The following is a 12,945-nucleotide window of genomic DNA, read 5'->3' on the forward strand; positions in this document are numbered from 1 at the left end:
ATCATGAAATACAAACGCATCCTACTTAAGCTTAGCGGCGAATCGCTAATGGGCGAAAAACAATACGGTATTGATAATGAACGTGTTAAGCAATATGCTATAGACATAAAAGCTGTACACGATAAAGGGCTAGAAATAGCAATCGTAATTGGTGGAGGAAATATTTTTAGAGGCTTAAGCGCAGAGAAAAGTGGAATGGATAGAGCCCAAGCAGATTATATGGGGATGTTGGCCACTGTTATCAATTCGATGGCCTTGCAAGATGCCTTGGAAAAAGTTGGTATCAAAACCCGTTTGTTAACTGCTATTAAAATGGAACAAATTTGTGAACCATTTATTCGTAGAAGAGCTGTTCGCCATTTAGAAAAAGGCCGTGTGGTTATTTTCGGAGCAGGAACAGGAAACCCTTATTTCACAACAGATTCTGCAGCTGCATTACGTGCAATTGAAATTAAGGCAGATGTAGTTTTAAAAGGAACTCGAGTTGATGGCATTTATACTGCCGATCCTGAGAAAGATCCATTGGCTACAAAATATGAGGAAATTACTTTTAGAGAGGTTTATGATAAAGGCCTAAATGTAATGGATATGACCGCTTTCACACTTTGCGAAGAAAACCAAGTTCCTATTATTGTGTTTGATATGAACAAACATGGAAACTTCATGAAAATTGCCAACGGCGAATCGATTGGTACGCTAGTGAAGTAGCATTTAAAAAAATTACTATTTTTGTAGAAATACACACAATTATGAACGACCTCATACAATTACAATTAATGGATGCCGAATCTGCAATGGAAAGGGCAATCGAACATTGTGAATCTGAATTAACTAAAATTAGAGCTGGTAAGGCATCAGCAGGAATGCTTGATGGTATTTTCGTAGATTATTATGGCGCATCAACTGCGTTGTCTCAAGTATCGAGCATTAACACACCAGATGCAAGAACTATTGTAATACAACCATGGGAAAAAACATTGCTTGTTCCGATAGAAAAAGCAATCCAAGTGGCCAATATTGGTATTAACCCACAAAATGATGGTATTGTAATTCGTTTAGTGGTGCCGCCATTAACTGAGGAGCGTAGAAAAGATCTTGTTAAAAAAGTAAAGGAAGAAGCTGAACGTGGACGTATTACGGTTCGTAATATCCGTAAAGATGCCAACACCAAAATCCAAAAATTGAAAGGTGAAAGTGTTTCAGACGATGAGATTAAAACCGGTGAAGGCGAAGTTCAAAAACTAACCGACGCTTATATTATTAAGGTTGATAAACACGCTGAAGCGAAAGAAAAAGATGTAATGACGGTATAACTCTGTTAAATTACATTTATATAAAAGGGAATAGATCGAGGTCTGTTCCCTTTTTTTGTGACCTATTTTACGAAAACCCTTAAAAAGAAAAAGAGCAACCTATCCAGGATTGCTCGATTAACTAACTTATTATTCATAAAAAATGCTGTTGGGGAAGGAGTCGAACCTTCAAGGGGTAGTTAGCTACAGTTCAAAAAATTAATTGTGGTCAACCCAATAAACTGCGTTTGTCCCATTATTCCCCACCACCGAGACAAGGAGGCGTGTCTGCCAATTTCACCACCCAACATTATAAGTATTCAGTAAGCAGTTTTCAATTATCAGTTATTGCTAACTGTATATTGGCTACTGTCAACTGAAACAGCTGTAGGGGAAGGAATCGAACCTCCAAGGAGTGGTTAGCCATTGCTGGTTTTCCCATTTTTCTCCGCCACCGAGACAAGGAGGTGTGTCTGCCTATTTCACCACCCTACAATATGTTATGCAATTTGTGAAAGAACGTTCCCTTTTTGTTAATTGCTTGATACAAATGTAAAAGAACTATCAATACCTTGCAAATATTTTAAACATTTAATTTTATTTTTATAATATTGATAAATAATTGTAAATTCGCTTATCATAATTCAAAAATATGCTTAAAAAAGACAATTCCAATTTAGAAATTGACAACCTCGACATCGATATATTAAAACAGTTGATGCAGGATGCAACAAAACCATATACCGAAATTGCAAAAGACTTGATCGTTTCTGGTGGCACAATACATGTTAGAATGAAGAAACTGCAAGAAATGGGCATTATTAAAGGTTCCCACTTAATTATCGATCCACAAAAAGCTGGTTATGATATTTGTGCGTTCTTAGGTATTTATTTAGAAAAGGGAATTCAATATAAGGATGCCGTTGCGCAGTTAAGCAAAATAAAGGAAGTTGTGGAGCTGCATTACACTACTGGCTCTTACAGTATGTTTGCTAAAATAATTTGTAGAGATACCAATCATTTGCGCCATGTACTAAACGAAGAGATTCAGGCGGTTAATGGAATTCAACGTACCGAAACCTTAATTTCTTTGGAGGAAAGTATTAAAAGACAAATTGAGTTGGGATAAGGCCTCACCCTATGAAAGTTTGGTGGATTAGGTTGGGTAGTGCTGTCCCTCTCCCGAAGAGAGGGAAACGTTAGTCACTAGCTATAACCCAAAGCAAAGATCTATCTTAAAGTAAAATAGCAAAATAGATATGAACGCTTTACGCTCCTCGCCTCGGGGGAGGTTGGGTGGGGCTTTTATTTCAACAATTGGTATGCTATTAGTGCTGCAACGTAAGCCATAGCAGTCATATACACCAATTGGATAACCGGCCATTTCCAGCCTTTGGTTTCGCGATAAACGATAGCAACGGTACTCATGCACTGCATTGCAAAAGCATAAAATAACATGAGTGAAATTCCCGTTGCAAAGGAATATACAGGCAAGCCCGTTCTGCTATTAACAGAGGCCGACATCCGCTCTCTTATCGTCGATGTATCTTCATCGCCACCATCTACACTGTAAATCGTGGCCATGGTCCCAACAAATGCTTCCCTAGCTGCAAAGGAGGTAATTAAACCTATCCCAATTTTCCAATCATAGCCTAGCGGACGAATTGCTGGCTCAATCCAATGACCTAAAATACCAACGTAAGAATTTTCTAGCTTTTCTGTAGCAACGAGTGTTTTTATATGATCGGTATTTTTAGTGGTATCGCTTAGCGCAGATTGGTATTTTTGATCTATATCTTCAAAACGACTTCCGGGCCCGAAAGCCGCCATTACCCAAAGAATAATGGAGATGGCAATGATAACCTTTCCCGCCTCGAATACAAAGGTTTTCGACTTTTCGTACATGGTATAGAAAACATTTTTCCAACGTGGCATACGATACACGGGCAGTTCCATAATAAAATAAGAGCGCTCTTTACTCTTGATAATCAACTTCATTACCCAAGCTACCACAACCGCAGCGACAACGCCCACCAAATACATGACCATTAAGGCAAGGCCCTGCAGGTTAAAAACACCTAATATATTTTTCGATGGAATGATTAGGGAAATTATTAAAATATAAACCGGAAGTCTCGCTGAACAACTGATTAATGGCGTAACCATGATGGTAATCATTCGATCTTTCCAGTTTTCGATGTTCCTGGCTGCCATGATGGACGGAACCGCACAAGCCAAGCTACCAATCATTGGAACAACTGATTTTCCATTTAAACCGACTTTACTCATGATTTTATCCATCATAAAAGTAACTCTAGCCATATAACCAGTATCCTCTAAAATGGAAATAAAGGCAAATAGAATGGCAATTTGTGGGATAAATACAAAGATTCCGCCAAGACCTGCAATAACGCCATCCAAAACTAAATCGGTAAGCATTCCTGCCGGAAGATATTGATGCCCTAATTCAGTGATATAACCAAAAGTAGTCTCAATCAAATCCATTGGATAAGATGACCATGCGAAAATGGCATTGAAAATAACGAAAAGGATCAGCAAGAAAATGGCAAAACCCCAAACCTTATGCGTTAAAATCGAATCTAATTTATCGCTGAGAGAATATTTTTCGGCTACACCATTATCTACAACAACATCAGATAATATTGTTCCAAGATGTTTGAACCTGGCAATGGTTTCTGCAGCTTGAACCTTTGAAGATTCGAAATGGTATTCTTGTTCGATCGCTTCAATTTCCTCTTGCTCTTTTGGACTAAAAAAAGTTAAATATTCATGCTGGTGCAAAACCTGCAATGCGTAATAATCATTCGCAGTATGTAATTTCGACTTTATGGCATCGATAGCTGCTGGAGCTAAAAAATTAACATCAACATCTTGAAACTGTGTTGCAATTTTATTGGTATTGGCGATGGCCAATTTTAATCTGTCGATCCCGATATTGTTTCTGGCAGAAATTGATACCACCTGGATTCCTAATTTTTGGGCAAGTTTATCAAGATCGATATTGATTCCCTGCTTTTCAGAAAGATCGATCATATTTAAGGCCAAAACCATCGGAATGCCTAAATCTGCAACTTGCGAATACAATAGCATGTTGCGTTTTAGGTTAGAGGCATCGGCAATAAGTACAATTACATCAGGATGGCTGCTGTTTTTTTTATCGGCCAATACTTGAAAAACAATGCTTTCATCGCTGCTTTTTGGGTATAGGCTGTATGTTCCGGGTAAATCAATAATCTCTACCTCCCTATCGTTGGTAAGTTTCGTGAAACCGGTTTTCTTATCAACAGTAATACCTGGGAAATTTCCTATTTTTTGATTTAACCCCGTTAGGCGATTAAACAGGGTAGATTTACCTGTATTGGGATTACCAACTAACGCAACTTTAATATCCAAAACTGCTTATTTATTGAATGAGAATGACATCGGCTTCGCTTTTACGCAAACAAAGCTGATAACCCGCAACACGAATAGCCATTGGATCGCCAAGAGGTGCAAAACGCTCTACTTCCACCACCTCGCCTGGCAAGCAACCCATCTCCATCAACTTTACAGACATATCAAGATCGGTAAATGCGATGATTGTTCCTTTTTCTCCAACTTTTAGATGCGAAAGTTTCATGTGCTAAATTTGGCACAAGTTAACCTTTCTTTAGATTTATTCCAAATAAGATCACCCCTCATTCCATATCGAAATTAGCTTTGACGTTGGTGTGATTAATTCCTTTGTCGGCCACCACCAAAACCGCCACCACCATTTTCTCCGCGGTTTCTACCGCCGCCTTCTTGGTTGCCCCTTATCCTGTTCTTACCACCCATTCTATTTAATGAATAGGTAAAAGAAAACATAAAATAGCGCTGCAAAACGTTATAACTAACATCCTCAATTCTATTGTTGTTAGAGGTACGACTAATACCCTGATTCTCGTTTAACAAATCATTAACCGCGGCCTTAAGTGTTCCACGGTTTTTAAAAAACTGCTTACTCACTAAGGAGTTAACCAGCGTAAAATGGGTGTCGAAAGCTTCGCCTCGGCCTGTGTTTTGATTATAATCGGCATCTACCGACCAGCGAATATCGCCAGGGAACATGTAACTCACACTAATATTCGGACTAAAAGTGTAATATCTGGTATTTGAATTTGGCTGAACCGAATAAGTTGACCTGTTGATTGAACCATTTATACCTGCTGTCAAATCAAGTTTATCTAAGCTAGAAACCAAGCGGTAACCGTTATTAATGCTCCAGCTATTGGTGATGTTTCTTATGGAATTGGTAAAATTTACATCGCGATCGTAATTTCCACCAACATTAATATGGAAATTAAGCTTGTTCTCTGCCATCAATGGCAAGCTTAATGATGATGAAATATTCCCAGAATACACGCCATTTACGTTAACTGGCAAAACCGCCAACTTGCCCTGATCTGGTCCGCTTTGTATCAAACTGCTACTATTCGCAATCCTATTCGATGTTTGTGTTAAGTTTAAGTTTACAAATAGCGATCTATTTTTACCTACTGTAAATGTGTTATAAGCGATGCGTAAGGTATTGTTAAACTCAGGCTTCAAATCCGGATTTCCGACAGGAATACTTTGGGTATTGGTATTGTTTGGGATTGGCTGCAATTGCTGTATTGTAGGTTGATTTGTGCTTCCACGATAGTTAAAAACCAAACGTTTGCTATTGCTAAAGTTATACCGAAACATTGCCGATGGCGTGTAATTAAAAACATTCTGCCTTAATACAAATCCTCTACTAATGTTATTATTTGTTCTATCAGTATTTTGCACAGCCATACCAATATTCCAATTGTACTTTTGCTCCATTTTATTAAAGCTAAAACCTGCGTTATTGGTTAGAATGGTATTCTCATAGGAGTTACTAAAAGTTTGATCGAGCAAATCATACTGCAAGGTTACAGGATTGAAATTATAAGTAAAACGATCAGATGTATTGTGGTTATAACCATTTTGATAGTTAAACTCCAAACTTAGTGTTTTACTTAGTGGCTCGGTATAAACTAACCTTGTGCTTTGGTTTAGCGACTCGCTTTCCTGATCGTTAAATTGATTGGTAACCTTATTTGTAATTACGCCACCACTATCAATTCTGGTTTCGGGGTTATTGTTATAATTATCGGCATCGTTATTATTAATATTTGTATTAAGGTTTAGAGATAATGTTCTTCCTCTACGCATAAACTTTTTTCGTAATAAGATATTATTGCTGATAGATGGGGAAGTGTTATGATTGCTTAGCGATTGCGTACCGTTAATGATGTACTTTCTATAATCCCTTGTGTATTTACTTGAATTTAGGCTTTCGTTATCTGTATAACTTAAATTCGGCTCAATGCGTAGGGAAGTTAGCGAATCCAATTTAGTATCAACCATGAAGTTTAACCGATGATTTAAACGATCTGAATTATTAACTTGATTATTGTTGAATATCGTTGTTACATCGCCTAAAAGGTTTTGCGTAACACTATTTCTTAAGATTAGGTTATCAGATTTGTTAACGAAGTAACTCAGGCTAATTTCTGTTTGATCGGCATAAACATCAGAAAAATTAAATCCCGCAGCTTTTGTATCGGTAATACCGCCACGTCCGCCATTACCGCCCCCGTTTCCACCGCCAAGGCCACCACCAAAATTCTGTTTATTTACATTATTAAACTGTGCGATTACACTCAGCCTTTTATCTTGATTAAACTTATTGATGTTTGCATTGATATCGTATCGATCATCAGATCCATAACCAGCTGTTGTATTTCCGAAATAGCCATTTTTCCTATCTTTCTTGGTGGTAATATTGATAATCTTCGTCCTGGAGCCATCGTCGATCCCAGTAAATTGCGCCTGATCTGAAAGCTCATCAATGATCTGAATTTTATCAATCATATCTGCGGGTAGATTTTTAGTCGCCAAAAGTGGATCGTTACCGAAGAATTCCTTGCCATCCACCCTTACTTTGGTAATGGTTTCGCCTTGCGCCTTAACGGTTCCCGCCTTATCTACCTCCACACCTGGCAGCTTTTTAAGCAAGTCCTCTACTACAGCGTTTTCTATCACCTTGAAAGAGCTCGCATTAAATTCAATGGTATCTTTTTTGATGACGATTGGGGGCACCTCTGCTTTGATCTCAACCGTTTGAAGATCGATAGCTGCACCCTCGAGCGTAATATCGCCTAATGCAACATCGGTTTTATCAGCAACAATGGTAAAATCCTTTGTTGTATTTTTCAACCCTAGAAAAGCAGCATACAGCCTGTAGCTTCCCGGCTTAAGGTTTTTGAAAATGAATTTACCATCTTCAGTAGTGCTAATTGCACCCACCATACTCGAATCGCTCAGGTTTTTAATGGCAATTGAAGCGAAATCGATTGGCTTTTTATCTTTCGACTGGATAATTCTACCGCTTATTGTACCTGATTTTTGTGCATAAACGAAAAGTGTAGAAAATATGAGAAGTAGCGTAAAAATTTGTTTCATTCGGTTAGTTTTCTGGTTCTAATGTAAAGACTAGCCGATACTTTAAAGGTTTATTTGGGTTAAGTAACAAATGAAATACATAATTGTCATTTGTACAGTTATTAAATTCTTAACCTAACATAAAACAAAAAGGCCCGTTAAAAAACGAGCCTTTAAAAAATGATTGTGCTTTTTACATTCTTATGCGTTGTCCGCCGCCGCCTCCACCTTGACTAGGCATCTGCATATCACTACTCATATTTCTTCCGCCAATGCGGGTTAATGAATAAGTGAACGAGAACATAAAATATCTTTTTAAAACGTTGTAGTTTAAATCAGTAATGGTGTTGTTAGTTGCTGTTCTGCTAATCCCTTGGTTTTGGTTGAAAGCATCATTAACTGCAACTTTAAAGGTTCCTCTATTCTGGAAAAACTGACGGCTGATGTATGAGTTTACCAATGTAAATTCGGTGTTATAATCTTCTCCACGTCCTGTATTTTTAATGTAATCCAAATCTATAGCTAAACGAATATTTCCTGGGAAAAGATAACTAATATCGAAGCTAGGATTTAGCGTGTAGAAGTTGGTAGTTTGAGCCGGATTAGCCGAATAGGTAGCTCTGTTGTATGTTCCAGAAATACCACCAGTTAAATCGAACTTATCAAGGTTGGTTACAAAATTATATCGGTTTGTTACAGAATAGGTATTGGTTACGTTCCTAACCACATCAGCCGGATTATTATTGGCTGTGGTAAAGTTTACGTTTCTGTTGTAATTAGCATTTAACGAAGCGTTTAAGTTTAGTTTTCTTTCAGGTAGAAGAGGCAAGCCAACGTTTATACTTCCCGAACCAGAATACACACCATCTACGTTAACATAGGTGGTTCTAATTTTGCCGAAATCCACATCACTTTGATCAGTAACCAATTGACTGCTATTTCCAATGGCATTGAATGTTTGGCTTAAATTGATGAAAGCAAAAAACATTCTGCTTTTAGCAAAATCAAAGTTGTTATAGTTGAATGTTAAATTATTGTTGAATGCCGGTTTCAAGAGTGGATTACCCACAAAAACACTTTGGGTATTCGTATTATCAGGAATTGGCTGAATTTGGTTGATGCTTGGTTGTTGTGTATTACCTCTATAACGAATATTTAATCTTCTAGCATTGCTGAAATTATATCTGAAGTTTGCCGAAGGCGTTAAATTAATGAAATTTTGTGTCCTAACCATACCGGTGGTAACGTTTGTATTTACACGATTGGTTTGTTGAGCCGCTATACCAATATTCCAATTGTATTTCTTCTGGTTAGTGGTATAACTTAAGCCACCAGCATTTGTTAAAGTTTGATTTTCGTAAATGTTCGTGTAATCCAAATTAACCAAATCATATTGGCCACTTGCCGAATTGAAATCCAAAACCTGTCTTCCCTGATTATCGTGGGCGTAACCATTTTGGTAATTGAACTCTAAACTCGTTGTTTTTGAGAGTGGTTCAGTATATACTACTCTTGATGTATTATTAATCGAGTTGCTATTTACTTTATTCAATTGATCAATAAGTGATGGTGTGGTTACATTGTTTACCGTATTGCTTTCAGAAATGTAATTGTAAGTATCTGCATCGTTATTGTTAACGCTGGTGTTTACATTTAGTGAGATTGTTCTACCACGTCTTTTGAATTTTTTACGAACCAATAAATTATTGGTAATGTTTGGCGTAGTTGAATTGCTGATGTAACGCTGATCTCCAATAGTTGAAGTAGCGATTAAATTTCTGTTATAACTACTAATATTTGTTGCATCAGCTTCTGTAAATGATACATTTGGTTGAATCTTAATTGTTGTTGATGAATCCAATTTGGTATCAATCATGAAATTGAACCTGTGATTGATTCGATCGGTATTGTTATCTGCAGTATTGTTAACCGTAGTAATTGAATTTCCCAATAAGTTTTGAGTAAAACTGGTTTGCTGATTGGTGACATCCGATCGATTAAAAAAGTAACTACCTTGAATTTGGGTTCCATCCTTATAATTATCGGCAAAGTTTAAACCGCCAGCATTGGTATTGGTAATACCACCGCTACCTGCGCCACTACCTCCGCCACCAAAGTTGCCTCGGCCACCGCCGCCAAAACCGTTTCCAACACCATTACCTTGGCCAAAACTTTGTTTATTTACATTATTGAACTGACCGATAACACTGAATTGTTGGTCGTTATCGAATTTATTTACGTTGATGCTGGCGTCATATCTATCATCGGTACCATAACCAATCGTACTGTTACCAAAGTAACCTTTCTTCATTCCTGCTTTAGTTGTGATATTTAAGATTTTATTCCTAGTGCCATCATCAACGCCAGAAAATTGTGATTGCTCCGACATCTCATCGATAACCTGAATTTTATCTACCATATCCGCAGGAAGATTTTTTGTAGCTAAAAGCGGATCGCTTCCAAAGAATTCCTTACCATCAACTTTTACTTTAGTTATTGTTTCTCCTTGCGCTTTTATACTTCCATCTTTGGCAACTTCAACACCCGGCAGTTTCTTTAAAACATCTTCGACAACAGCATTCTCCCTTACCTTGATTGATTTTGCATCAAATTCTAATGTATCAGTTTTAACAACCACTGGAATACTTGCCGTAACATTTACATCTTTTAGATCAAGTCCATCATCGGCCATTGCAATTTCTCCAACGTTAACGGCAGCCTTGGCTACCTCAACATCTTTAGTTACTGTTTTCAAGCCCAAAAAAGCAGCATAAATTCTATACTTACCAGCAGCAATTGCCTTAAAGCTAAATGTACCGTCAGGGTTTGTTTGTCCAGAGGCTACTACGCTAGAATCTTTCAAGCTTTTGATTGCTATCGTTGCAAAATCGACAGGCTTCTTATCTTTTGAATTTATTACTTTACCACTTATAGCACCAGTATTTTGAGCCTGGGCGATATATCCGCTAAATAAAAGAACAATGAATATTGCCCTTTGAACGTTCTTTTTCATTAGAAAAAATTAGATTTATATACAAAACTAAGCTATCAGACTACGGAAAAGCCTAAAGGTTTGTTAAGAGTTGTTAAAAGCTTAGTAACAATTTAAATACAGCTTATTGGTAAGCCGGCAAATCATTTGGGAAATGATTTAAATTTTTTATTTCTGTTGAGCAGGATAGCTCTTGTAATATACTTTTGGGCAATTACAATCCTTTTTGAAGATACTGCATCCGCTAAGGCAAAAAGCTACCAACACACAAATTATACTAATTTTTCTTTTCATCGAAATTTAATTTATGGAGCAAAACATAGCTAAATACAGCCATACATGCACCCAACATATCACAAGCAAAATCCCACCACTCGGCAGAGCGGTAAGTAAAAACTTTCCACTGTAACAACTCTATGCCTCCGCCAATTATTGCGTTGATAACGAGTATTTTAAAAATAGTCAACGTTCGGAAAGCAAATGTATGCTGATATTTTATTTTGCCATAAAAGAGCAATACAGATAAAATAAAGAAGAAGCCCAAATGGGTCATTTTATCGAAACCCTCAAAGAAAAAACCATCTCCTTTGGTTTCGGGCATTCTTATATTACAAAGCACTAAAACGACAAGCGTCCAGAATATTGCCCACTTTTGCTGTTTTAGTGCTTCGAACAAAATCTTATCAATTAAGCGCCAACTAATTCTTGGTAGGCTTCTGCAGAAAGTAAAGCTTCCACCTCAGCCAAATCAGCTAGTGAAACTTTAACCATCCAACCTTTTCCATAAGGATCAGAATTAACCAATTCAGGGTTATCATTTAATTCAGCATTAATTTCTAATACTGTTCCAGTAACTGGCATATATAAATCAGAAACCGTTTTAACGGCTTCAACAGTACCGAAAACTTCTTCTTTTGCTACTTCTGAGCCTACAGTGTTAATATCTACATAAACGATATCCCCTAATTCGCGTTGAGCGAAATCTGTAACCCCTATGTAAGCTTCATTGCCTTCAACCTTAACCCACTCGTGGTCTTTTGTGTATTTTAATTCTGATGGGAAATTCATTGTTTTTTATTGTTTTGTTTCAGTGATTTACGATTGAATCCTAAACGGTTATGCGGAATCATATAGGCACAACCGTTGCGAACCAAAAATACATATTAGTTTAACGATTAACAATGACTCCCAAATTAACTTTGATAAATAATTCATTTATTTAACTACCAATCTCGGAATTAAACCAAATTACATATTTTTTTTACTAGCCATGGGCTTCGATTTCTAAGGGGTTATTTATATTTCTCTTTTTCCAGCAAAAAATGCTAATAATAAATAACTAATTTAGCATTAACTAAATCAACGACATCCCAATTTATGAAAGAGGCAATACTGTATACGCTTAAAATTTGCATAACTACATTTGCAGTAACGGTTCCAGTAACTATGGCGATAGGCATAGGTTACATTAGTCTCATGATGGCGCTCAATCCATCAAACTTTAATTTCAGCTTCAACCTTGGATTTATTGATGTTGCCGTATTTACGGCAATAACCGCTTTATTTATCTTATTTAAGTTGAATAAAACGGCAAGTAATAAAAAGCAAAATGATAAAAATAACTTATTAAGGCAAGCTTTTGTACCTATTTTCATCTTTATCCTTTATTTGCTCATTGCTGGAAAATTACAGGGAGTTCCAATAGATAACTTTCTATTTAGCTACAGTCCAATGTTTGTTATTATGTTTTTCTGTATGAAGTTATTTCCGCTTTATACAGAAAATTTATTTTTATCAAACGAGAACAATGAACTGCCTACAAGCGCTCAGTAATTAAGCAGGATATCACTTCATTGATTTAAAATCGTCATTTTGAGCAGCATTTTTTCAACGCAACGCAGCAATACTTCCGCTTTCGCTCAGCACTTATTAAGCAAGTAAATTATGCTTCTTGCTGTTTCGAAAAAGAGATTTACCTAGGTTTATAAACCTGATATAATTGGAAAGCTCCCGATTTTAGCAGCTGTATTTTTGTTTTTGTCTGAATGCTTTACGTACTTGCACAGGCTCTCGGGACTTGAAACTTAACAGGGCTATCGGCTGCCATATTTAGCAGACCTTCATTTCCAAAACATGAAAATTTGAGTTCGACGGTGTTAATCGAACCCA

General features: G+C 36.9%; 10 protein-coding genes and 2 tRNA genes. 4 read left to right on the plus strand and 8 right to left on the minus strand.

The window, feature by feature from the left end; all coding sequences use genetic code 11:
* The first annotated feature begins 3 nt into the window (after window positions 1–3).
* Window positions 4–708: a UMP kinase gene (gene pyrH, locus EZ449_RS08300; protein ID WP_131557572.1), complete on the plus strand. Its 705-nt coding sequence runs from the start codon at window positions 4–6 to the stop codon at window positions 706–708.
* Between the two features lie 41 nt (window positions 709–749).
* On the plus strand, window positions 750–1,313 hold the full coding sequence (frr, locus tag EZ449_RS08305; RefSeq protein ID WP_131557574.1) for a ribosome recycling factor: 564 nt from the start codon (window positions 750–752) through the stop codon (window positions 1,311–1,313).
* A 145-nt stretch (window positions 1,314–1,458) separates the two neighbouring features.
* On the opposite strand, the gene EZ449_RS22615 is transcribed toward frr, so the two are convergent.
* Together EZ449_RS22615 and EZ449_RS22620 are read right to left on the minus strand one after the other, a co-directional pair.
* Window positions 1,459–1,602 (minus strand) — tRNA-Asp (locus tag EZ449_RS22615).
* A 75-nt stretch (window positions 1,603–1,677) separates the two neighbouring features.
* Window positions 1,678–1,787, minus strand: a tRNA-Asp gene (locus tag EZ449_RS22620).
* Window positions 1,788–1,944: 157 nt separating this feature from the next.
* Here EZ449_RS22620 and EZ449_RS08310 point away from each other — a divergent pair.
* On the plus strand, window positions 1,945–2,421 hold the full coding sequence (locus tag EZ449_RS08310) for an Lrp/AsnC ligand binding domain-containing protein (RefSeq protein WP_056848148.1): 477 nt from the start codon (window positions 1,945–1,947) through the stop codon (window positions 2,419–2,421).
* Between the two features lie 176 nt (window positions 2,422–2,597).
* Here EZ449_RS08310 and feoB read toward each other — a convergent pair whose 3' ends face one another.
* The 6 genes from feoB to gcvH form a co-directional block, all read right to left on the minus strand.
* Window positions 2,598–4,706, minus strand: a complete 2,109-nt coding sequence (gene feoB, locus EZ449_RS08315) for a ferrous iron transport protein B (protein ID WP_131557576.1) — start codon at window positions 4,704–4,706, stop codon at window positions 2,598–2,600.
* A 10-nt stretch (window positions 4,707–4,716) separates the two neighbouring features.
* Window positions 4,717–4,932, minus strand: coding sequence for a FeoA family protein (locus EZ449_RS08320; protein WP_131557579.1), 216 nt, complete (start codon window positions 4,930–4,932; stop codon window positions 4,717–4,719).
* Between the two features lie 95 nt (window positions 4,933–5,027).
* On the minus strand, window positions 5,028–7,805 hold the full coding sequence (locus EZ449_RS08325) for a TonB-dependent receptor (RefSeq protein WP_131557581.1): 2,778 nt from the start codon (window positions 7,803–7,805) through the stop codon (window positions 5,028–5,030).
* 172 nt (window positions 7,806–7,977) lie between these two features.
* Window positions 7,978–10,797, minus strand: a complete 2,820-nt coding sequence (locus EZ449_RS08330; RefSeq protein ID WP_131557583.1) for an outer membrane beta-barrel protein — start codon at window positions 10,795–10,797, stop codon at window positions 7,978–7,980.
* Between the two features lie 256 nt (window positions 10,798–11,053).
* Window positions 11,054–11,452 (minus strand): VanZ family protein, encoded by a 399-nt coding sequence (locus EZ449_RS08335; RefSeq protein WP_131557585.1) that lies wholly within the window; start codon window positions 11,450–11,452, stop codon window positions 11,054–11,056.
* Window positions 11,453–11,463: 11 nt separating this feature from the next.
* On the minus strand, window positions 11,464–11,844 hold the full coding sequence (gene gcvH / locus EZ449_RS08340; RefSeq protein WP_131557587.1) for a glycine cleavage system protein GcvH: 381 nt from the start codon (window positions 11,842–11,844) through the stop codon (window positions 11,464–11,466).
* A 309-nt stretch (window positions 11,845–12,153) separates the two neighbouring features.
* On the opposite strand from gcvH, the gene EZ449_RS08345 reads away from it, so the two are divergent.
* A complete protein-coding gene (locus EZ449_RS08345) occupies window positions 12,154–12,609 on the plus strand; it encodes a hypothetical protein (protein WP_131557589.1) in 456 nt (151 codons plus the stop codon).
* Window positions 12,610–12,945 lie beyond the last annotated feature (336 nt).

The organism is Pedobacter frigidisoli (genome assembly GCF_004331675.1).
In the GTDB taxonomy this organism is placed as follows: Bacteria; Bacteroidota; Bacteroidia; order Sphingobacteriales; family Sphingobacteriaceae; genus Pedobacter; species Pedobacter frigidisoli.